The sequence below is a fragment of the Pseudomonas sp. GXZC genome, from assembly GCF_026967615.1.
GTDB classification, from domain to species: domain Bacteria; phylum Pseudomonadota; class Gammaproteobacteria; order Pseudomonadales; family Pseudomonadaceae; genus Aquipseudomonas; species Aquipseudomonas azotoformans_A.
On sequence record NZ_CP114115.1, the window covers coordinates 6,390,463 to 6,411,976 of the forward strand.

18 protein-coding genes are annotated in these 21,514 nt (G+C 59.7%); 15 read left to right on the plus strand and 3 right to left on the minus strand.

What is annotated here, in order from left to right; all coding sequences use genetic code 11:
* Nucleotides 1–130: 130 nt before the first annotated feature.
* The 11 genes from OZ428_RS30275 (at nt 131) to OZ428_RS30325 (ending at nt 14,164) form a co-directional block, all read left to right on the plus strand.
* Complete coding sequence (locus OZ428_RS30275; RefSeq protein WP_269132165.1) at nt 131–2,941, plus strand: LPS-assembly protein LptD; 2,811 nt, start codon at nt 131–133, stop codon at nt 2,939–2,941.
* Complete coding sequence (locus OZ428_RS30280) at nt 2,916–4,253, plus strand: peptidylprolyl isomerase (protein ID WP_016977878.1); 1,338 nt, start codon at nt 2,916–2,918, stop codon at nt 4,251–4,253. The genes OZ428_RS30275 and OZ428_RS30280 overlap by 26 nt, the downstream gene beginning before the upstream one ends.
* The gene (gene pdxA, locus OZ428_RS30285) at nt 4,250–5,239 is read left to right on the plus strand and encodes a 4-hydroxythreonine-4-phosphate dehydrogenase PdxA (protein ID WP_269132166.1); all 990 of its coding nucleotides are present in this window, start codon (nt 4,250–4,252) and stop codon (nt 5,237–5,239) included. The genes OZ428_RS30280 and pdxA overlap by 4 nt, the downstream gene beginning before the upstream one ends.
* On the plus strand, nt 5,236–6,048 hold the full coding sequence (rsmA, locus tag OZ428_RS30290) for a 16S rRNA (adenine(1518)-N(6)/adenine(1519)-N(6))-dimethyltransferase RsmA (RefSeq protein ID WP_033898116.1): 813 nt from the start codon (nt 5,236–5,238) through the stop codon (nt 6,046–6,048). Before pdxA ends, rsmA begins: the two co-directional genes overlap by 4 nt.
* Nucleotides 6,049–6,145: 97 nt before the next feature.
* Nucleotides 6,146–6,526, plus strand: a complete 381-nt coding sequence (apaG, locus tag OZ428_RS30295) for a Co2+/Mg2+ efflux protein ApaG (protein ID WP_003194726.1) — start codon at nt 6,146–6,148, stop codon at nt 6,524–6,526.
* Nucleotides 6,526–7,377, plus strand: coding sequence for a symmetrical bis(5'-nucleosyl)-tetraphosphatase (locus OZ428_RS30300; protein WP_133075361.1), 852 nt, complete (start codon nt 6,526–6,528; stop codon nt 7,375–7,377). Before apaG ends, OZ428_RS30300 begins: the two co-directional genes overlap by 1 nt.
* Before the next feature lie 9 nt (nt 7,378–7,386).
* A complete protein-coding gene (glpE, locus tag OZ428_RS30305; protein WP_033898114.1) occupies nt 7,387–7,716 on the plus strand; it encodes a thiosulfate sulfurtransferase GlpE in 330 nt (109 codons plus the stop codon).
* Nucleotides 7,717–8,001: 285 nt separating this feature from the next.
* On the plus strand, nt 8,002–9,924 hold the full coding sequence (locus OZ428_RS30310) for a PrkA family serine protein kinase (RefSeq protein ID WP_016977873.1): 1,923 nt from the start codon (nt 8,002–8,004) through the stop codon (nt 9,922–9,924).
* A 113-nt stretch (nt 9,925–10,037) separates the two neighbouring features.
* Nucleotides 10,038–11,309: a YeaH/YhbH family protein gene (locus tag OZ428_RS30315; RefSeq protein WP_269132167.1), complete on the plus strand. Its 1,272-nt coding sequence runs from the start codon at nt 10,038–10,040 to the stop codon at nt 11,307–11,309.
* Nucleotides 11,306–12,871, plus strand: a complete 1,566-nt coding sequence (locus OZ428_RS30320; RefSeq protein WP_033898111.1) for a SpoVR family protein — start codon at nt 11,306–11,308, stop codon at nt 12,869–12,871. Before OZ428_RS30315 ends, OZ428_RS30320 begins: the two co-directional genes overlap by 4 nt.
* Before the next feature lie 63 nt (nt 12,872–12,934).
* A complete protein-coding gene (locus tag OZ428_RS30325) occupies nt 12,935–14,164 on the plus strand; it encodes a multifunctional CCA addition/repair protein (protein ID WP_133075362.1) in 1,230 nt (409 codons plus the stop codon).
* Here OZ428_RS30325 and folK read toward each other — a convergent pair.
* Nucleotides 14,159–14,677, minus strand: coding sequence for a 2-amino-4-hydroxy-6-hydroxymethyldihydropteridine diphosphokinase (gene folK, locus OZ428_RS30330; protein ID WP_133075363.1), 519 nt, complete (start codon nt 14,675–14,677; stop codon nt 14,159–14,161). The genes OZ428_RS30325 and folK overlap by 6 nt on opposite strands.
* Nucleotides 14,668–15,021 (minus strand): dihydroneopterin aldolase, encoded by a 354-nt coding sequence (gene folB, locus OZ428_RS30335; RefSeq protein ID WP_015886183.1) that lies wholly within the window; start codon nt 15,019–15,021, stop codon nt 14,668–14,670. Before folB ends, folK begins: the two co-directional genes overlap by 10 nt.
* A gap of 74 nt (nt 15,022–15,095) precedes the next feature.
* On the opposite strand from folB, the gene plsY reads away from it, so the two are divergent.
* Entirely contained in the window at nt 15,096–15,665 is a 570-nt protein-coding gene (gene plsY, locus OZ428_RS30340; protein ID WP_010206988.1) for a glycerol-3-phosphate 1-O-acyltransferase PlsY, read from the plus strand.
* A gap of 33 nt (nt 15,666–15,698) precedes the next feature.
* Here the strand turns inward: plsY and tsaD are convergent, their stop codons facing one another.
* The gene (tsaD, locus tag OZ428_RS30345; RefSeq protein WP_017739515.1) at nt 15,699–16,724 is read right to left on the minus strand and encodes a tRNA (adenosine(37)-N6)-threonylcarbamoyltransferase complex transferase subunit TsaD; all 1,026 of its coding nucleotides are present in this window, start codon (nt 16,722–16,724) and stop codon (nt 15,699–15,701) included.
* A 202-nt stretch (nt 16,725–16,926) separates the two neighbouring features.
* Here tsaD and rpsU point away from each other — a divergent pair, with 202 nt between their 5' ends.
* The 3 genes from rpsU to rpoD all read left to right on the plus strand — a co-directional run bounded on the left by rpsU (nt 16,927) and on the right by rpoD (nt 21,477).
* Nucleotides 16,927–17,142 (plus strand): 30S ribosomal protein S21, encoded by a 216-nt coding sequence (rpsU, locus tag OZ428_RS30350; protein ID WP_002551877.1) that lies wholly within the window; start codon nt 16,927–16,929, stop codon nt 17,140–17,142.
* A gap of 443 nt (nt 17,143–17,585) precedes the next feature.
* The gene (gene dnaG, locus OZ428_RS30355; RefSeq protein ID WP_269134236.1) at nt 17,586–19,559 is read left to right on the plus strand and encodes a DNA primase; all 1,974 of its coding nucleotides are present in this window, start codon (nt 17,586–17,588) and stop codon (nt 19,557–19,559) included.
* Between the two features lie 67 nt (nt 19,560–19,626).
* On the plus strand, nt 19,627–21,477 hold the full coding sequence (gene rpoD, locus OZ428_RS30360; RefSeq protein ID WP_033898106.1) for an RNA polymerase sigma factor RpoD: 1,851 nt from the start codon (nt 19,627–19,629) through the stop codon (nt 21,475–21,477).
* Nucleotides 21,478–21,514 lie beyond the last annotated feature (37 nt).

The following is a 21,514-nucleotide window of genomic DNA, read 5'->3' on the forward strand; positions in this document are numbered from 1 at the left end:
TACAAGGGTCTCCGACGGCGCTAGCCGTCAAGCGGGGCATGCTTTATTATCACGCATCTTTTTCAGACCATCGAGAGGCGTGCGGCCCAAACCGCGGGCAGATGGCACGCAGGAAGCCCGGACTAATAAGATGGCATTGAAATCCCCCGCGTTTCGTAGAAAATTTCCGTTGCTGGTAACCGGCAGTCTGCTGGCCTTGCAACCCTTCGCCACCTCATTCGTGGTCGCCGCGGAACAGTATGACTGCTCAGTCTCTGCTTCGGGTGCCTGGGATTGCGCGCCGAAAACCGCCGCAGCCCCGCTACCACCACGCCCGGTGCATGATGGCGCTGCCATCAGCTCCGCCAACAGCACGGCGCAGGCCGATGCTGGCGGCAAAGCCGAGGCCGAGCCCAAGACCGCACTGGTCACCGAATCCAAGGGCCGTGGCCTGCGCTCGCGCAGCGCCGATTACAGCCACCTGGACTGGGTACCACGCGAGAAGCTGACCGCAGCGCAGCTGGCCGAAACCGGCCCGTACTGCGGCGGTGCGTACATCGAGCCGATTCGTCCTGGCATGAACGACAAGACGAACAAGAGCGATGCGCCCACCTTCATCGGCGCCAAGGCTTCGCGTTACGAGCAGGAACAACAAGTCGCCACCCTGGCCGGTGACGTCGTCATGCGCCAGGGCAGCATGCAGTTGGAATCTGAAGAAGCCAGCCTGTACCAGGCCGAGAACCGTGGCGAGCTGAACGGCAAGGTCCGTCTGCGCGACAACGGTGCACTGATCGTCGGCGACCATGCCGAAGTGCAACTCGATACCGGCGCGGCCCAGATCGACAACGCCGAATACGTGCTGCACAAATCGCGCATCCGCGGTAACGCGCTGTACGCCAAGCGTGCTGAAAACGCGATCATCCGTCTCAAGGACGGTACGTACACCACCTGCGAGCCAGACAGCAACGCCTGGCAGCTCAGGGGCAACAACATCACGTTGAACCCGGCCACCGGTTTCGGTACCGCCACCAACGCGACGTTGCGGATCAAGAACATCCCGATCCTGTACACCCCTTACATCTATTTCCCGATCGACGACCGTCGTCAATCCGGCTTCCTGCCGCCGAGCTTCAGCACCGGCAGCGAAACCGGCTTCACCCTGGTGACGCCGTACTACTTCAACCTGGCGCCCAACTACGACGCCACGTTGTACCCGCAATACATGACCAAGCGCGGCATGATGATGGAAGGCGAATTCCGCTACCTCACCAAGTCCAGCGAAGGCCAGTTCGGCGGCGCATACCTGAACGACGACAACGACGAGCGCAAGCGTCAGACCGACTACGAAAAAACCCGCTACATGCTCAATTGGCAGCACAAGGGCGGGTTGGATTCGCGTGTCCTGACCCAGGTCGACTACACCACGATCAGCGATCCTTACTACTTCCAGGACCTCAAGTCCTACCAGGAAGGTGTAGAGAGCCGCGACTACGTCAACCAGCAGGGTTCCGTGACTTATCGCGGCGACAGCTTCCAGGCTCGCTTGAACCTGCAGGCCTACCAGCTGGCAACGATTTCCCAGGTCACGCCGTATGACCGCCTGCCGCAGATCACCTTCAACGGTACGCTGCCGTACCATCCGGGTGGCCTGAACTTCAGCTACGAGACCGAAGCCGTGCGCTTCGACCGCGACCTGGAGAATGGCAACTTCACCAATGAAAACGGTGACATCGAGCGTCGCCTGGACACTTACGTCCGCGGCCTGACCCGTGCCAACGGTACTCGCCTGAACGTAGCGCCAGCCGTCGAATACCCGATGAACTGGACCTACGGCTTTGTGACGCCGAAGCTCAAGTACGTGTACACCAAGTACGACCTGGATCTGGACAACATCGGCAAGAATCAGATCCTTGCTGATCAAGCCGCTGCAACTCCGACCAACCCTTACGCGGGCGGCTCGTTCAAGAGTTCCCAGGACCGTGCGGTTCCGGTGGCAAGCGTCGACAGCGGCCTGTACTTCGACCGAAATACCAACTGGTTCGGCAAGGATTATCGCCAGACCCTTGAACCGCGTGCGTTCTACCTGTACGTGCCGAACAAGGACCAGGCTGATATCCCGGTGTTCGACACCAGCGAGTACTCGTTCAGCTACGCGTCGCTGTTCCGCGACAACCGCTTCAGCGGCTCTGACCGTATCGGCGACGAGAACAAGCTGTCCCTGGGCTTGACCAGCCGCTGGATCGAAGAAAACGGCTTCGAGCGTCAGCGCGTATCCGTGGGCCAGGCGCTGTACTTCAAGGATCGTGAAGTTCAACTGCCGGGTATCCTGGCGGCTGACCGTGCCGACGCACAGTCTGATGTTTCGCCGGTTGCCCTGGACTACGAGTTCCGCTTCAACCGCGACTGGCGCGCCACTGCCGACTACAACTGGGACACCGAGGAACACAGCCCTCGTTCCGGCAGCGCGATGCTTCACTACCAGCCGGAAGACAACCCGAACAAGATCATCAACGTCGGTTATCGCTATCGTAACGACCAGGTCGTCTACAACCAGTTGACCGGCAAATGGCAGTTCGGTGGCGACTACGGCCAGCCAGGCGATGCGAATTTCGTGAAGGATTACTACAAAATCCAACAACACGACTTCTCGATGATGTGGCCGATCATTCCCCAGTGGAACCTGATCACCCGCTGGCAGTATGACTACGCCCGCAACCGTACCCTGGAAGCCTTCGGTGGTTTCGAGTACGACAACTGCTGCTGGAAACTGCGCGTCATCAACCGTTACTGGGTTTCCAACGACGAATACAGCCAGATCGCCCCGCTTAACGAAAAGGGTGACCACGGGCTCTTCTTCCAGATCGTCCTCAAAGGACTCGGCGGCCTGACCGGCGCCAAGGTAGAGAGCTTCCTCGACAAAGGCATTGAAGGTTATCGTGAACGTGAAAACCAAGCTTTCTGATTGTCTGCGCCCGCTAGTGCTGGGCGCACTGTTCCTGGGCACCGCATCGGCACACGCTGCGGTTCAAGAACTGGATAAGGTAGTGGCCATCGTCGATAACGACGTGATCATGCAGAGCCAACTGGACCAGCGCGTCAAGGAAGTTCAGCAAACCATCGCCAAACGTGGCGGTGGCGTGCCACCGACCAGCGTCCTGGACCAGCAGGTGCTGGAACGCCTGATCGTCGAGAACCTGCAACTGCAGATCGGTGATCGTTCCGGCATCCGTATTTCGGACGAAGAACTGAACCAGGCCGTGGGCACCATTGCCCAGCGCAACAACATGAGCATTGACCAGTTCCGTGCTGCCCTGGCCCACGACGGTTTGTCCTATGAGGACGCCCGTGACCAGATCCGCCGCGAAATGATCATCAGCCGTGTGCGTCAGCGCCGTGTGGCCGAGCGGGTTCAGGTGTCCGAGCAGGAAGTGAAGAACTTCCTGGCGTCGGACCTGGGCAAGATGCAGCTTTCCGAAGAACTGCACCTGGCCAACATCCTGATCCCGACACCGGACAGCGCCAACTCCGAGCAGCTCAATGCAGCGGCCGCCAAGACCCAGGCTATCTATGATCGCTTGAAGGCCGGTGCTGATTTCGCCCAAATGGCGATCGCCCAGTCTGGCAGCGACAACGCACTGGAAGGCGGCGACATGGGCTGGCGTAAAGCGGCTCAATTGCCTCCTCCGTTCGACCGCGAGCTGAGTGCAATGGAAGTGGGTGGCATCACCCAACCTGCGCGTACACCGGGTGGTTTCATCATCCTGAAGCTCTTGGAAAAACGCGGCGGCGAAACATCGCTCAAGGATGAGGTGCACGTTCGCCACATCCTGGTCAAACCAAGCGAAATCCGCACCGAAGCCCAAACCAAGGAACTGGCCCAGAAGATCTATGACCGCATCCAGAGCGGTGAAGACTTCGCCACCCTGGCCAAGAGCTTCTCGGAAGACCCGGGTTCTGCCCTCAACGGCGGCGACCTGAACTGGATCGATCCGAAAGCCCTGGTGCCGGAGTTCCAGCAGGTGATGGCCGATACCCCGCAGGGCGTATTGTCCAAGCCGTTCAAGACCCAATATGGCTGGCATGTGCTGGAAGTCCTTGGCCGTCGCGCCACCGACAACACCAACCAAGCCCGCGAGCAACAAGCGCTGAACGTATTGCGTAACCGCAAATACGACGAAGAGCTGCAAACCTGGCTGCGTCAGATCCGCGACGAAGCCTATGTTGAGAACAAGCTGCCAGGCGCCCAGACAGGCACCGACCAGGCAGCGCAGTGAAACCCCAGCGTTTCGCGGTGACACCCGGCGAGCCGGCCGGCATTGGTCCTGACCTGTGCCTGCTGCTCGCCTCGCAACCCCAGCCACACCCCCTGATTGCCATTACCAGCCGCGACCTGCTCCTTGAGCGGGCCGCGCAGCTGGGTGTGGCTGTCACACTGCTGGACACAGCCCCTGGCAACTGGCCCGACCTGCCCGCCCCAGCTGGCAGCCTGTATGTGTGGGACACCCCGCTACAGGCCAAGGTGGTCGCCGGGCAACTGAACAAAGCCAACGCAGCGTTCGTGCTGGAAACCCTGACTCGCGCCGGGCAAGGCTGCATCGATGGCGACTTCGCCGGCATGATCACTGCGCCGGTGCATAAGGGCGTGATCAACGAATCCGGTATCGCCTTTTCCGGCCACACCGAATTCCTCGCCGAGCTGACCCACACCGAACAAGTCGTGATGATGCTGGCCACGCGCGGCCTTCGGGTCGCCTTGGTGACCACGCACCTGCCGCTGCGCGAGATTGCCGATGCCATTACCGTCGAGCGGGTTGAACGCGTCACGCGGATCCTGCACGCCGACCTGCAACAGAAATTCGGCATCGCCCAACCGCGCATCCTGGTCTGTGGGCTCAACCCCCATGCCGGTGAAGGCGGCCACTTGGGCCATGAAGAAATCGACATCATCGAACCCACCCTGGAGCGTCTGCGCCAAGAAGGCATGGACCTGCGCGGCCCGTTGCCTGCGGACACTCTGTTTACCCCCAAATATCTGGAGCACTGCGATGCAGTGCTGGCGATGTACCATGACCAGGGGCTGCCGGTGCTTAAATACAAAGGCTTCGGCGCCGCAGTCAACGTGACACTGGGCCTGCCGATCATCCGCACCTCCGTCGACCATGGCACTGCCCTGGACCTCGCGGGCAGCGGCAAGATCGATACCGGCAGCCTGCACGTGGCCCTGGAAACCGCCTATCAGATGGCCGAGACCCGTATATGACTGAGCATTACCAACACCGGGCGCGCAAGCGCTTCGGGCAAAACTTCCTGCACGACGCTGGCGTGATCGACCGCATCCTGCGTTCCATCCATGCCAAGCCTGAAGACCGCCTGCTGGAAATCGGCCCGGGCCAGGGCGCGCTGACCCAAGGCCTGCTGGCCAGCGGCGGCCAACTGGACGTGGTGGAGCTGGACAAGGACCTGATCCCGATCCTCAACCAACAGTTCGCCGGCATGCCCAACTTCAACCTGCATCAGGGTGATGCGCTGAAGTTCGACTTCAACACCCTCAACGCTGCGCCTAACAGCCTGCGTGTGGTGGGTAACCTGCCGTACAACATCTCTACGCCGCTGATTTTCCACCTGCTGAACAACGCAGGCATCATCCGCGACATGCACTTCATGCTGCAAAAGGAAGTGGTAGAACGCCTGGCTGCTGGCCCTGGTGGTGGTGATTGGGGCCGTCTGTCGATCATGGTTCAGTACCACTGCCGCGTCGAACACCTGTTCAACGTGGGCCCTGGTGCGTTCAACCCGCCGCCGAAGGTCGACTCGGCCATCGTGCGCCTGGTGCCCCACGCCGTGTTACCCCATCCGGCCAAGGACCACAAATTGCTGGAGCGCGTGGTGCGCGAAGCGTTCAACCAACGCCGCAAGACCCTGCGCAACACGCTCAAGGCCCTGCTGAGCAACGCCGAGATCGAAGCCGCTGGCGTCGATGGCAGCTTGCGTCCTGAGCAACTCGACCTGGCTGCCTTCGTGCGCCTGGCCGACCAGTTGGCTATCCAGCCTGCGCCAACCGCAGACTGACAGCGCCGGGCAAGGCCAGACACATGTCTGGCCTAGTGCCCTCCTCTTGGCCTAGACTGACCCGCATCTGCTGTCCTCCGCTTTTAAGGCCTCTTGCATGTCCGATCCTCGCTACCAGATCGACGTCAGCGTCGTCACCCGCTTCCTGGCGGACCAATCCCAACCTGAACACAACCGCTTCGCCTTTGCCTACACCATCACGGTGAAAAACAACGGGCTGGTGCCGGCCAAGCTGCTGTCGCGCCACTGGGTGATCACCGACGGTGACGGTCAGGTCGAAGAAGTTCGCGGGGCTGGCGTGGTGGGTCAGCAACCGTTGATCGACAGTGGCGCCAGCCATACCTACAGCAGCGGCACGGTAATGACCTCCAAAGTCGGCACCATGCAAGGCTCGTATCAAATGAAAGCCACCGATGGCCAACTGTTCGACGCCATCATCAAGCCCTTCCGCCTCGCCGTGCCGGGAGCCCTGCACTGATGGCGACGTATGCGGTCGGCGACCTGCAAGGCTGCCTGGAACCCCTGAAGTGCCTGCTTGAACGCGTGGCCTTCGACCCGGCCAACGATCGCCTGTGGCTGGTGGGTGACCTGGTCAATCGCGGCCCGCAATCCCTGGAAACGCTGCGCTATTTATATAGCCTGCGCGACTCTTTGGTCTGCGTATTGGGCAACCACGACCTGCACCTGCTGGCTGCCGGCAATAACATCGAGCGCCTGAAAAAGGGCGACACCCTGCGGGAAATTCTCGAAGCGCCGGATCGCGCCGAACTGCTCGACTGGTTGCGCCGGCAAAAAATCCTGCATTACGACCAAGCCCGCAACATGGCCTTGGTCCATGCGGGCATCCCGCCCCAGTGGACACTGAAGAAAGCCCTCAAGTGCGCCGCTGAAGTCGAAAGCGCCCTGGCCGATGACAACCTATATACCGCCTACCTCGACGGCATGTACGGCAACGAGCCGGTTAAGTGGGACAATGACCTCAGCGGCGTCACGCGCCTGCGGGTCATCACCAACTACTTCACGCGCATGCGCTTCTGCACCGCCGAGGGCAAGCTCGACCTCAAGAGCAAGGAAGGCGCGGACACTGCGCTGCCGGGCTACAAGCCGTGGTTCGCTCACAAAGAGCGCAAGACCCGTGACACCCAGATCATTTTTGGCCATTGGGCGGCCCTTGAGGGCAAGTGCAATGAGCCCGGCGTATTCGCCCTCGACACCGGTTGCGTGTGGGGCGGCGCCATGACCCTGATGAACATCGACACCGGCGAGCGTTATAGCTGCCAGTGCGAACCCCCTCTTCCCGTTACACTGCCGGCTACTGCCAAGCCATAGGAGCCCGCCATGAGCGAATTCAAACGTATCCCTCCCGAACAAGCCCAGGCCCTGCGCGAGCAAGGCGCGGTGGTGGTCGATATCCGTGACCAACCGACCTACGCAGCCGCCCACATCACCGGCGCCCAGCACCTGGACAACGTCAACATCGCCGATTTCATCCGAGCCGCCGACCTTGATGCGCCGGTGATCGTGGCCTGTTACCACGGCAATTCCAGCCAGAGCGCAGCAGCCTATCTGATCAGCCAGGGCTTCTCCGACGTCTATAGCCTGGACGGCGGCTTTGAACTGTGGCGTACGACTTATCCTGCGGAAATTTCTTCAGGCAATTCGCAATAATTTTTTTCACACCCCGCTACCCCGCGTGACGCTTGGGCTCGCGCCGTTTCTGACGAACGGCGCAGCTAAACTAATTGCGCATCGCGCCTTGACCTCTCCGATTCCGAACTATCCTTAAGCGCAGGCCATCCGAATCAGGGGAGAGCCGGTACACCGGCGTGCGGGTCATCGGTAGCGTTTCAGGGTGTTCTGGGGGGAAAACGGCCATTGGCGTCTGCCAATGTCTGCCAGCATCGACTGATTGATCCGGCGTCGGCTCCACGTATCGAGCGAGGTGACGACGTCATGAGTATATTCAGCCACTTCCAACAACGCTTCGCGTCCACACAGCAGGAAGAACTCACGCTGCAAGAGTATCTCGAGCTGTGCAAACAGGACCGCAGCACCTACGCGTCTGCCGCCGAACGCCTGCTGCTGGCAATTGGCGAGCCGGAGCTGATAGACACCTCGAACAATTCGCGCCTGTCGCGAATATTTTCCAACAAGGTGATCCGCCGCTATCCGGCCTTTGAAGACTTCCACGGGATGGAAGAATGCATCGACCAGATCGTCTCTTACTTCCGCCATGCCGCTCAAGGCCTGGAAGAGAAGAAACAGATCCTCTACCTGCTTGGCCCCGTCGGCGGTGGTAAATCGTCCCTGGCCGAGAAGCTCAAACAATTGATCGAGAAGGTGCCCTTCTACGCCATCAAGGGCTCACCGGTCTTCGAGTCGCCCCTGGGCCTGTTCAACGCCACCGAAGATGGCGCGATCCTCGAAGAAGACTTCGGTATTCCACGCCGCTATCTCAACACCATCATGTCGCCCTGGGCCACCAAGCGCCTGGCCGAGTTCGGCGGTGACATCAGCCAGTTCCGCGTGGTCAAGCTCTACCCGTCCATCCTCAACCAGATCGGCGTGGCCAAGACCGAGCCTGGCGACGAGAACAACCAGGACATCTCGGCGCTGGTGGGCAAGGTCGATATCCGCAAACTGGAAGAGTTCCCACAGAACGACGCCGACGCCTACAGCTATTCGGGCGCGCTGTGCCGGGCCAACCAGGGCCTGATGGAGTTCGTGGAGATGTTCAAGGCACCGATCAAGGTGCTGCACCCACTGCTTACCGCGACCCAGGAAGGTAACTACAACAGTACCGAAGGCCTGGGGGCGATTCCGTTCACCGGGATCCTGCTGGCGCACTCCAACGAGTCGGAGTGGCACACCTTCCGCAACAACAAGAACAACGAAGCGTTCATCGACCGGATCTACATCGTCAAGGTGCCGTACTGCCTGCGGGTCAGCGATGAAATCAAGATCTACGACAAGCTGCTGTTCAACAGCTCCCTGGCCAAGGCGCACTGCGCACCCGACACCTTGAAGATGCTCGCCCAGTTCACCGTGCTGTCACGCCTCAAGGAGCCGGAGAACTCGAACATCTATTCGAAGATGCGCGTGTACGACGGCGAAAACCTCAAGGACACCGACCCCAAGGCCAAGTCCATACAGGAATACCGCGACACCGCCGGTGTGGATGAGGGCATGAACGGCCTGTCGACGCGCTTCGCGTTCAAAATCCTGTCCAAGGTCTTCAACTTCGACCCTCACGAAATTGCCGCCAACCCGGTGCACCTGCTCTACGTGCTGGAACAGCAGATCGAACAGGAACAATTCCAGGCCGAGACCCGCGAACGCTACCTGCGTTTCCTCAAGGAATACCTGGCACCGCGCTACATCGAGTTCATCGGCAAGGAAATCCAGACTGCGTACTTGGAGTCCTACAGCGAATACGGCCAGAACATTTTCGACCGCTACGTGCTGTACGCCGACTTCTGGATCCAGGACCAGGAATACCGCGACCCGGAAACCGGCGAGATTCTCAACCGCGTGGCCCTCAACGAGGAACTCGAAAAAATCGAGAAACCGGCCGGTATCAGCAATCCGAAGGATTTCCGCAACGAAATCGTCAACTTCGTGCTGCGCGCCCGTGCCAACAACAATGGCAAAAACCCGACCTGGCTCAGCTACGAGAAACTGCGGGTGGTCATCGAGAAGAAAATGTTCTCCAACACCGAGGATCTGCTGCCGGTCATCAGCTTCAACGCCAAGGCCAGCAAGGAGGATCAGCAAAAACACAACGACTTCGTCACACGCATGGTCGAGCGCGGCTACACCGACAAACAGGTACGGCTGCTCTCCGAGTGGTATCTGCGGGTTCGCAAATCGCAGTAAGGCAGCGACAGGCGTGAACTGCCAGGCCACTGGCCTGGCAGCTGACCGCTTGTCTCTAAGCTTCCAGCTCGCGGCTTGAAGCTTGTAACGTGAAGCTGCCCGGAGGGCTCCCCATGAGCTATGTGATCGACCGACGCCTCAATGGCAAGAACAAGAGCACGGTAAACCGCCAGCGTTTCCTGCGGCGTTACCGTGACCACATCAAAAAGGCCGTCGAAGAGGCCGTCAGCCGCCGCTCCATCACGGACATGGAGCATGGCGAACAAATCAGCATTCCGGGGCGGGACATCGACGAACCGGTGCTGCACCACGGCCGGGGCGGCAAACAGACCGTGGTTCATCCCGGCAACAAGGAATTCACCACCGGCGAACATATCCAGCGCCCCCAAGGCAGTGGCGGCGGTAAAGGGCCGGGCAAGGCGGGCAATTCCGGCGAAGGCATGGATGAGTTCGTGTTCCAGATCACCCAGGAAGAATTCCTCGAGTTCATGTTCGAAGACCTGGAACTGCCCAACCTGGTCAAACGCAACCTGACCGGCACCGACACCTTCAAGACGGTACGCGCAGGGATCAGCAACGAGGGCAACCCGTCCCGTATCAACATCATCCGCACCCTGCGCTCGGCCCATGCCCGGCGTATCGCCCTATCGGGCAGCAGCCGCGCCAAGCTGAAGGAAGCCAAGGAAGAGTTGGCGCGCCTGAAGCGTGAAGAACCGGACAACTTCGGCGATATCCAGCAAATCGAGGCGGAAATCGAGAAACTCAGCGCGCGCATCCACCGCGTGCCGTTTCTCGACACCTTTGACTTGAAGTACAACTTGCTGGTCAAACAACCCAACCCCAGCTCCAAGGCGGTGATGTTCTGCCTGATGGACGTGTCGGGCTCCATGACCCAAGCCACCAAGGACATCGCCAAGCGCTTCTTCATCCTTTTGTACCTGTTTCTGAAGCGCAACTACGACAAGATCGACGTCGTGTTCATCCGCCATCACACCAGCGCACGCGAAGTTGACGAAGAAGAGTTCTTCTACTCCCGGGAAACCGGCGGCACCATAGTGTCCAGCGCACTGAAGCTGATGCAGGAGATCATGGCCGAGCGCTACCCGGCCAACGAGTGGAACATCTACGCCGCCCAGGCCTCAGACGGCGACAACTGGAACGACGACTCCCCGATCTGCCGCGACATCCTGATCAACCAGATCATGCCGTTCGTGCAGTACTACACTTACGTTGAAATCACCCCCCGTGAGCATCAGGCCCTGTGGTTCGAATACGAGCGCATCGGCGAAGCCTTTGCCGACACGTTCGCCCAGCAGCAACTGGTCTCGGCCGGCGATATCTACCCGGTCTTCCGTGAACTCTTCCAGCGCAGGTTAGTGACATGACCGCCAAAAAAGAGCAAAGACGCCAACCGATCTCCACGGGTTCCGAGTGGACCTTTGAACTGATCCAGGCCTATGACCGGGAAATCAGCCGCATAGCGGCGGGTTACGCCCTGGACACCTACCCCAACCAGATCGAAGTGATCACCGCCGAACAGATGATGGATGCCTACGCTTCGGTAGGCATGCCGCTGGGTTATCACCATTGGTCCTACGGCAAACACTTCCTCAGCACCGAGAAGTCCTACACCCGCGGTCAGATGGGCCTGGCCTACGAGATCGTGATCAACTCCGACCCGTGCATCGCCTACCTGATGGAAGAGAACACCATCTGCATGCAGGCACTGGTGGTGGCGCATGCCTGCTATGGGCATAACAGCTTCTTCAAGGGTAACTACCTGTTCCGCACCTGGACCGACGCCAGTTCGATCATCGATTACCTGGTGTTCGCCAAGCAGTACATCATGCAGTGCGAGGAGCGCCACGGCATCGATGCGGTGGAGGACCTGCTCGATTCCTGCCATGCGCTGATGAACTACGGCGTCGACCGCTACAAACGCCCGTATCCGATCTCCGCCGAGGAAGAACGCCTGCGCCAGAAGGAGCGCGAGGAGCACCTGCAGAAACAGATCAACGACCTGTGGCGCACCATTCCGAAAAAAGCCGGAAAGAACAGCGACAAAGACAATGCGCGCTTCCCCGCCGAACCGCAGGAAAACATCCTCTATTTCCTGGAAAAACACGCACCGCTGCTGGAACCCTGGCAGCGGGAAATCGTGCGTATCGTGCGCAAGATCGCCCAGTACTTCTACCCACAGCGCCAGACCCAGGTGATGAACGAAGGCTGGGCCACGTTCTGGCACTACACGCTGATGAACGACCTGTACGACGAAGGCCTGGTCACCGACGGCTTCATGATGGAGTTCCTCACCTCCCACACCAGCGTGGTATTCCAGCCCGGCTTCGACAGCCCTTACTACAACGGTATCAACCCCTATGCCCTGGGCTTTGCCATGTACCGCGATATCCGGCGCATGTGTGAACACCCCACCGAGGAAGACCGCCGCTGGTTCCCGGAAATCGCCGGCAGTGATTGGTTGTCCACCATCAAGTTCGCCATGAGCAGCTTCAAGGATGAGAGTTTTATCCTGCAGTACCTGTCGCCGCAGGTGATTCGCGACCTGAAACTGTTCAGTATCCTGGATGACGACCTCAAAGATGACTTGGTGGTGCCGGCCATCCACGACGAACCCGGCTACCGCACCATCCGCGAAACCCTGGCGGCGCAGTACAACCTGGGTAACCGCGAGCCCAACGTGCAGATCTACAGCATCGATGTGCGTGGCGACCGTTCGTTGACGTTGCGCCACCAGCAGCACGACCGCAAACCCCTGGGCGAATCCACCGAGGAAGTACTCAAGCACCTGCACCGGTTGTGGGGCTTCGATATTCATTTGGAAACCCTGCAGGGCGACCAGGTGATGAAAACCCACCACGTGCCTCCGCGCACCGATCACAACGACAACGACTACGGCCGGCTGGACCTGGCCGTCGTTCATCTCTGAAACAGCAAAGCCTCCATTGGCCAGGCACAGGCGGTATCCTGTGCCGCTAATGGAGGCTTTTTCATGAAAATCTACAAAGTCGGCGGTGCGGTACGGGATCGTCTCTTGGGTATCCCGGTTACCGATATCGACCGCGTCGTGGTGGGCGCGACGGCCGAAGAGATGCTCGCCAAGGGCTACAAGCCGGTGGGTTCTGACTTTCCGGTGTTCCTCGACCCAAAAAACGGTGACGAGTACGCCCTCGCCCGCACTGAACGCAAAAGCGGCCGGGGGTATGGCGGCTTTGTGTTTCACGCCAGCCCCGAGGTGACGCTGGAAGAAGACCTGATCCGCCGTGACCTGACGATCAACGCCATGGCGGAAGACGATGACGGCAACTTGACCGATCCTTATCACGGTCAGCGCGATCTTGAAGCTCGCACGCTTCGCCATGTTTCTCCGGCGTTCGCCGAAGATCCCCTGCGTGTGTTGCGCGTTGCACGCTTCGCTGCACGTTACGCATCACTGGGTTTTACCGTCGCACCAGAAACACTCGGACTGATGCGCCAGCTCAGCGAATCCGGCGAACTCGAGGCGCTGACGCCTGAGCGCAGCTGGAAAGAAATCTCCCGCGCGCTGATGGAAGACCAGCCCCAAATGTTCATCCAGGTCCTGCGCGACTGCGATGCGCTGAAAACCTTGATGCCAGAAGTGAACGCGCTGTTCGGCGTCCCACAACCCGAAGCCCATCACCCTGAAATCGACACCGGCATTCACACCTTGAGCGTGCTGGAACAGGCTGCCTTGCACCAGCAACCCCTGACCGTACGCTGGGCCTGCTTGCTGCACGACTTGGGCAAAGGCACGACACCTGTGGATAAGTTGCCGCAGCACATCGCCCATGAGCAGCGGGGATTGAAGCTGATCAAGGCCGTCAATGAGCGCTTCAAGGTGCCAAGGGATTGCCAGGAATTGGCGTTATTGGTCGGCCAGTATCACACCCATGGTCATCGTGCGTTGGAGCTGAAAGCCTCGACCTTGCTGGAGTTGCTGCAAAGTTTCGACGTTTACCGTCGGCCACAGCGCTTTGAGGAGTTCATCGTCGCTTGCGAGATGGACGCCCGAGGCCGCAAAGGCCTGGAGCAGAGAAGTTATCCACAAGCGGATTATTTGCGCGGGGCGGCGAAGGCAGCTCGCGAGGTTGCCGTTGCGCCGCTGCTGGAGAAAGGCTTCAAAGGCCCGGAGCTGGGCGAGGCACTTAAGCGCGAACGGCTCAGGGCCCTGAAAGCCTACAAGGAACAGCACACCCTATAGGAGTGTGCCTGGCGTCAGCTGCTGGCCCTGCCATTCAAACCCGACAGGCGCCAGCACCTGGTCAATCTGCGCATCGCGCCATAGCTCGGCCAGGGTCTTGCCCACCTCAGGATGCACACGCTCCGGTGCCATCAGAGACAGCGGCCAAAGCACAAAGGCGTTCTTGAGAATTTCCGCACGTGGCAGGATCAAACCATCGAAATTGCCCACCAGATCGCCATACAACAGCACATCGATATCCAGCGGCAAGCCCTTGCGATCCGGCGCATAGCGACCATTGTCGGCCTCGATGAATTTCAACCGGCGGTCCAGCTCCATCAACGGCAGGTCGGTGTGGGCCGACACCACCAGATTGAAGAACGGACCGCTCTTGATGCCCACCGGCTGGCTTTCGAACACCGCCGAACAGCGCAGATCGGTCAAGAAACTCGCCAACGCATCCAGGCCAGCGCGCAGATGAGACTCGCGCTCGATATTGCTGCCTAGGCCGAGGTAAACCTGAGTTAGCGGCATCCGCGCTCGATCTCCACGCCCACACCCTTGGCAGCCGGCACGGCGCCTGGCTTGGTCAGCTTGAGGTGCAACCAGGGAATCTGGAATTCACTCATCAATACTTCAGCCAGGCGTTCGGCGAAGGTTTCCACCAGTTGGTACTGGGATTGTTCGGCGAAGGCCTGGATACGCGCGGATACACTGGCGTAATCCAGCGCCAACGTCAGGTCGTCACCGGCGGCGGCCGGGCGGTTATCCCAGGCGAAGCTCAGGTCCAGGCGCAGGCATTGGCGGATTCCGCGCTCCCAGTCGTAGGCCCCGATGACGGTGTCGACTTCCAGGCCTTCGATAAACACTCTGTCCAAGCACTCTTCTCCGCAGCACGACAAGGGCGCGATGCCCCGTTAGAATCAGGGCGTCCTCGCCCGGAATAGTTAGCATGTTTTGGTCACTGGCGATTTTCGCCTACCTGCTCGGCTCGCTGTCCTTCGCCATTTTGCTCAGCCGCCTGACGGGAAATCCCGACCCGCGAATGAGTGGCTCAGGCAATGCCGGCGCCACCAATATGTTGCGCCTGGCCGGCAAGAAACTCGCCGTACTGACGCTGCTCGGCGACCTGTGCAAGGGCTTGTTGCCCGTACTGATCGCCAGCCTCGCCGGCCTGACCCTGCAACAGCAGGCCTGGATCGGCGTATGCGCAGTCCTCGGCCATCTGTTTCCCTTGTACTTCCGCTTTCGCGGTGGCAAAGGCGTCGCCACGGCAGCTGGCATGTTGCTGGGAATCTACCCGCCGGCGGCCTTGCTGGCCGTACTCGCCTGGCTGCTCACGTTCTACCTGACCCGCACCAGCTCGCTCGCCGCGCTGATCGCCACCCCGCTCACCCTGCCGCTACTGGCCTGGCAAGAACCGGCGGCACTGCTGCCGATGAGCGTGCTGACACTGCTGATCGTCTGGCGCCACCGGGGCAATTTACGCGACCTGTTTGCCGGGCGCGAACGGCATTTTTAAATACAGTCGATGCGCCCGGCCCATTTCGCGGCCTTACAACGGCGACAACTGCTCCATCGGCCAGCGCGCCTGCACGCTGATTGCCAGGCTTTCGTGCTGCCCAGCCTGCAAACGCTGGCAACCGGCATAGGCGATCATCGCGCCGTTGTCGGTGCAGAACTCGGGGCGGGCGTAGAACACGTCGCCCTTCATGTCGCCGAGCATTTTTTCCAGCGACGTGCGCAAGGCTTTGTTGGCGCTGACGCCGCCTGCAATCACCAGACGCTTCATGCCCGCCTGTTTCAGGGCGCGCTTGCACTTGATGGTCAAAGTCTCCACCACGGCCTGCTGGAACGCCAGCGCGATGTCGCAACGGGCTTGCTCGCTGTCGTCTCCGGCGCTGACGCTGTGCTGCCAAGTGTTCAGCGCGGAGGTTTTTAAACCACTGAAGCTGAACATCAGGCCAGGGCGATCACACATCGGGCGCGGGAAGGTGTAACGGCCCGCTACACCTTTTTCGGCGAGACGCGCGATTTCCGGGCCACCGGGATAATTGAGGCCCATCATCTTGGCGGTCTTGTCGAAAGCTTCACCGGCAGCGTCGTCCAGGGACTCACCCAAAAGGGTGTATTGACCAATGCCATCCACCTGAACCAACTGCGTATGGCCGCCCGAAACCAACAATGCGACGAACGGGAACTCTGGCGGTGTTTTTTCCAGCATCGGCGCCAATAAATGGCCTTCCATATGGTGCACGCCGAGGGCCGGAATGCCCCAGGCAAACGCCAGCGCCTGGGCGCAAGAAGCCCCAACCAGCAGGGCTCCGACCAATCCGGGGCCTGCGGTGTAAGCGATTGCATCGATCTCGGTCGGCACGCAGCCGGCTTCATCCAGCACCTGACGGATCAGGGGCAGCATGCGTTTGACGTGATCACGGCTGGCCAGCTCCGGAACCACGCCACCATAGGCGCGGTGCAGGTCGATCTGACTGAACAACGCATCGGCCAAGAGCCCGCGTTCACTGTCGTAAAGTGCGACACCGGTTTCGTCGCAGGAGGTTTCAAGTCCCAGTACTAGCATGGGTTTGCGCCTTGTAGAGGCTGAATTCGAAGGCGCGCATAATAGTCGTCACTCCCCCTCCCGACTAGCGGTTTTCGATCAGAGGCTTTGCATTCCGGGCAATGAGGGGTTAACATCCGCAACCCTTAAAAACCGACGACCTCAGCCGCGAATTTTTTGCGACGAGAACGTTGATCCCGGTAATGAAAGAAGGTAGCTCTGGATGCCAGCCGTCAAAGTTAAAGAGAACGAACCCTTCGACGTAGCTCTGCGTCGTTTCAAGCGCTCCTGCGAAAAAGCCGGTGTACTGGCTGAAGTTCGTAGCCGCGAATTTTACGAGAAGCCAACTTCTGAGCGTAAGCGTAAAGCAGCAGCCGCTGTTAAGCGTCACGCCAAGAAAGTTCAGCGCGAACAGCGCCGCGCCGTTCGTCTGTACTAATACACAGACGTTCGTAGCAAGCTTCTGCCAAGCCCGGCCCTCAGCCGGGCTAATGGCATTTGCGGATATCGCTTGATGCTTCACTGTTGACGCCGCAGACGCGACCGAGACAACTGCTTCACACGTCAGGACTGGCTCTTTTGCCAGCGGTGCACGTCTTCTGACGAGCCTATCAAGGCTACTGACGAGCACACTTATTCTTCAAACAGGCGATCAACTGTATCGACTGTGCCCGACGATGAGCTTCCGAGGCCGCCATTGGCCAAGACCGGATGCCGGGGCAACATTTCCATGCCAAAACCCTGATTGAAACTAACGTCAGTGAATGAACGGCAGATACACTTCCTGAATGCCCAAGCAGACAACTGATGATCGAGCCGCGCAACGCGTGCGCTTGAGCAATCAATGGGCCCTCATTGACACGCAGTGATGACGAGAACGCCATGGCCGGGCTGATTCCCCAGAGCTTTATTGACGACCTTCTGAACCGCACCGACATCGTCGATGTTGTCAGCTCGCGCGTGCAACTGAAAAAAGCCGGCAAGAACTACACCGCCTGCTGCCCGTTCCATAAAGAGAAAACCCCATCGTTCAGCGTCAGCCCGGACAAGCAGTTCTATTACTGCTTCGGCTGCGGCGCAGGCGGGAACGCCCTGGGCTTTCTCATGGACCACGACAACCTGGACTTCCCCCAGGCGATCGAGGACCTGGCAAAAGCGGCGGGTATGGAAGTCCCACGCGAAGAAAGTGGCCGTGCGCACAAGCCGCGCCAACCCACCGATTCGCCGCTGTACCCGCTGCTGACGGCCGCTGCCGACTTTTACCGTCAGGCGCTTAAAAGCCATCCGCAGCGCAAGGCCGCCGTTGACTACCTGAAAGGCCGCGGCCTTACCGGGGAAATCGCCCGCGACTTCGGCCTGGGGTTCGCCCCGCCCGGCTGGGACAACCTGTACAAGCACCTGAGCAGCGACACCCTCCAGCAAAAGGCCATGATCGACGCCGGCCTGCTGGTGGAAAACGCCGAAACCGGCAAACGCTACGACCGCTTCCGCGACCGCGTGATGTTCCCGATCCGCGACAGCCGGGGCCGCATCATCGCCTTTGGTGGCCGTGTGCTCGGGGACGACAAGCCCAAGTACCTGAACTCCCCGGAAACCCCAGTGTTCCACAAGGGCCAGGAGCTCTACGGCCTGTTCGAGGCGCGCAAGAACAACCGCAATCTCGATGAAATCATCGTGGTTGAAGGCTATATGGACGTGATCGCGCTCGCCCAACAGGGCCTGCGCAATGCCGTCGCCACACTCGGCACCGCGACCAGCGAAGAACACATGAAGCGCCTGTTTCGCGTGGTGCCCAGCGTATTGTTCTGCTTCGACGGTGACCAGGCCGGCCGCAACGCCGCCTGGCGCGCACTGGAGGCAACTCTTTCCAGCCTGCAAGATGGACGGCGCGCGCGCTTCCTGTTCCTGCCCGAAGGCGAAGACCCGGACACCCTGGTTCGCTCTGAAGGCACCGATGCATTCCGCGCACGCATCAATCAACATGCTCAACCGCTGGCAGACTATTTCTTCCAGCAACTGACCGAGGAAGCCGACCCGCGCTCCCTTGAAGGCAAGGCCCATATGGCCACCCTTGCGGCGCCGCTGATCGACAAAGTCCCCGGCGCCAACCTGAAATCGTTGATGCGCATGCGCCTGCAGGAAATCACCGGGCTAAGCGGCGAAGCCGTCAGCCAGCTGGTGCACAACGCGCCGCATGATGCGCCGCCGCCGACCTACGACCCAGGCATGGATTACGACGCTATGCCGGACTATTCCGACTTCCATCAACCGCAGGAGGCCTACGCGCCCCAGCAGGAGTGGACACCGAAAAAGTCTGGCAACGACGGCAAGAAATGGGAAAAGAAACCCTGGAGCAAGAACGGCAAGCGCGGTGATCGCGACGAGCCCTATGCCCCACGAACGCCGGTTGCTGTAGAGGCGCCAACGCTCATTGCCCTGCGCACGCTCATCCACCACCCGCAATTGGCGGAAAAGGTCGAGAGCGCCGATCACTTTGCCAACGCAAGTAACACTTATGCCCAGGTACTGATCGCCTTGATCGAGGCGGTACAGAAAAATCCTAAGCTAAACTCCATTCAGTTGATGGCGCGTTGGCATGGCACCGAACAAGGCCGGTTATTGAAAGCACTCGCAGAAAAGGAGTGGCTAATTGACGGCGATAACCTTGAACAACAGTTTTTAGACACCATTACTAGGTTATCCGCGGGTCAGCACACGCAGACCCTCGACGAACTCATCAAGAGAGCAAGGCAGCCTGGATTATCGGCTGAAGAGCAAATTCAGATAGCAAAACAGATGCGCGACCTCTTAAAACAGAATGTTTCCGCATCAAACCCGACCTCAGCTGGCGTGTGAGGTCATAGCTCGGGTATAATCCTCGGCTTGTTTTTTGCCCGCCAAGACCTTCAGTGGATAGGGTGTTATGTCCGGAAAAGCGCAACAGCAGTCTCGTATCAAAGAGTTGATCGTTCTCGGTCGTGAGCAGGGTTACCTGACTTACGCGGAGGTCAACGACCACCTGCCTGAGGATATTTCAGATCCAGAGCAGGTGGAAGACATCATCCGCATGATTAACGACATGGGGATCAACGTATTCGAAGCTGCGCCAGATAAGGATTCCCTTATGCTGGCGGACGCCGATACCGACGAGGCTGCCGCTGAAGAAGCGGCTGCCGCGCTGGCTGCTGTGGAGACCGATATCGGTCGTACCACCGACCCTGTGCGCATGTATATGCGTGAAATGGGTACCGTCGAGCTGCTGACACGCGAAGGCGAAATCGAAATCGCCAAGCGTATCGAAGAGGGCATCCGTGAAGTGATGGGCGCAATCGCGCACTTCCCTGGCACGGTTGACCATATTCTCTCCGAGTACACCCGCGTCACCACCGAAGGTGGTCGCCTGTCCGACGTACTGAGTGGCTACATCGACCCGGACGATGGCATTGCGCCGCCGGCCGCCGAAGTGCCGCCGCCAGTCGATGCCAAGGCTGCGAAAGCGGACGACGACTCCGAAGACGACGACGCTGAAGCCAGCGGCGACGACGAAGATGAAGTTGAAAGCGGTCCAGACCCGATCATCGCTGCCCAGCGTTTCGGTGCGGTTTCCGATCAAATGGAAATCACCCGCAAGGCCCTGAAAAAGCATGGTCGCGCCAACAAGCTGGCAATCGCCGAGCTGCTGGCCCTGGCTGAGCTGTTCATGCCAATCAAGCTGGTACCGAAGCAATTCGAAGGCCTGGTTGAGCGTGTTCGCAGTGCCTTGGAGCGTCTGCGTGCACAAGAGCGCGCCATTATGCAGCTCTGTGTCCGTGATGCACGCATGCCGCGTGCCGACTTCCTGCGCCAGTTCCCGGGCAACGAAGTAGACGAAAGCTGGACCGACGCACTGGCCAAGGGCAAGGCGAAATACGCTGAAGCCATTGGTCGCCTGCAGCCGGACATCATTCGTTGCCAGCAGAAGTTGCAAGCATTGGAGACCGAAACCGGTCTGACGATTGCCGAGATCAAGGACATCAACCGTCGCATGTCGATCGGTGAGGCCAAGGCCCGCCGCGCGAAGAAAGAGATGGTTGAAGCGAACTTGCGTCTGGTGATCTCCATCGCCAAGAAGTACACCAACCGTGGCCTGCAATTCCTCGACCTTATTCAGGAAGGCAACATCGGCTTGATGAAGGCTGTGGACAAGTTCGAATACCGTCGCGGTTACAAGTTCTCGACTTATGCCACCTGGTGGATCCGTCAGGCGATCACTCGCTCGATCGCCGACCAGGCCCGCACCATCCGTATTCCGGTGCACATGATCGAGACGATCAACAAGCTCAACCGTATTTCCCGGCAGATGTTGCAGGAAATGGGTCGCGAACCGACCCCGGAAGAGCTGGGCGAACGCATGGAAATGCCTGAGGATAAAATCCGCAAGGTATTGAAGATCGCTAAAGAGCCGATCTCCATGGAAACCCCGATTGGTGATGACGAAGACTCCCACCTGGGTGACTTCATCGAAGACTCGACCATGCAGTCGCCAATCGATGTCGCCACCGTTGAGAGCCTTAAAGAAGCGACTCGCGACGTACTGTCCGGCCTCACTGCCCGTGAAGCCAAGGTACTGCGCATGCGTTTCGGCATCGACATGAATACCGACCACACCCTTGAGGAAGTCGGTAAGCAGTTTGACGTGACCCGCGAGCGGATCCGTCAGATCGAAGCTAAGGCGCTGCGCAAGTTGCGCCACCCGACGCGAAGCGAGCATCTGCGCTCCTTCCTCGACGAGTGATACCAAAACCCCCGGCCCAGGCCGGGGGTTTTGTTTT

What these genes read in the sequence shown, in the direction of transcription:
- OZ428_RS30275 (WP_269132165.1), top strand. Translation starts at nt 131, where the DNA reads ATGGCATTGAAATCCCCCGCGTTTCGTAGAAAATTTCCGTTGCTGGTA.
- rsmA (WP_033898116.1), top strand. Translation starts at nt 5,236, where the DNA reads ATGACTGAGCATTACCAACACCGGGCGCGCAAGCGCTTCGGGCAAAAC.
- apaG (WP_003194726.1), top strand. Translation starts at nt 6,146, where the DNA reads ATGTCCGATCCTCGCTACCAGATCGACGTCAGCGTCGTCACCCGCTTC.
- OZ428_RS30300 (WP_133075361.1), top strand. Translation starts at nt 6,526, where the DNA reads ATGGCGACGTATGCGGTCGGCGACCTGCAAGGCTGCCTGGAACCCCTG.
- glpE (WP_033898114.1), top strand. Translation starts at nt 7,387, where the DNA reads ATGAGCGAATTCAAACGTATCCCTCCCGAACAAGCCCAGGCCCTGCGC.
- OZ428_RS30310 (WP_016977873.1), top strand. Translation starts at nt 8,002, where the DNA reads ATGAGTATATTCAGCCACTTCCAACAACGCTTCGCGTCCACACAGCAG.
- OZ428_RS30315 (WP_269132167.1), top strand. Translation starts at nt 10,038, where the DNA reads ATGAGCTATGTGATCGACCGACGCCTCAATGGCAAGAACAAGAGCACG.
- OZ428_RS30320 (WP_033898111.1), top strand. Translation starts at nt 11,306, where the DNA reads ATGACCGCCAAAAAAGAGCAAAGACGCCAACCGATCTCCACGGGTTCC.
- OZ428_RS30325 (WP_133075362.1), top strand. Translation starts at nt 12,935, where the DNA reads ATGAAAATCTACAAAGTCGGCGGTGCGGTACGGGATCGTCTCTTGGGT.
- folK (WP_133075363.1), bottom strand. Translation starts at nt 14,677, where the DNA reads ATGCCGCTAACTCAGGTTTACCTCGGCCTAGGCAGCAATATCGAGCGC.
- plsY (WP_010206988.1), top strand. Translation starts at nt 15,096, where the DNA reads ATGTTTTGGTCACTGGCGATTTTCGCCTACCTGCTCGGCTCGCTGTCC.
- tsaD (WP_017739515.1), bottom strand. Translation starts at nt 16,724, where the DNA reads ATGCTAGTACTGGGACTTGAAACCTCCTGCGACGAAACCGGTGTCGCA.
- rpsU (WP_002551877.1), top strand. Translation starts at nt 16,927, where the DNA reads ATGCCAGCCGTCAAAGTTAAAGAGAACGAACCCTTCGACGTAGCTCTG.
- dnaG (WP_269134236.1), top strand. Translation starts at nt 17,586, where the DNA reads ATGGCCGGGCTGATTCCCCAGAGCTTTATTGACGACCTTCTGAACCGC.
- rpoD (WP_033898106.1), top strand. Translation starts at nt 19,627, where the DNA reads ATGTCCGGAAAAGCGCAACAGCAGTCTCGTATCAAAGAGTTGATCGTT.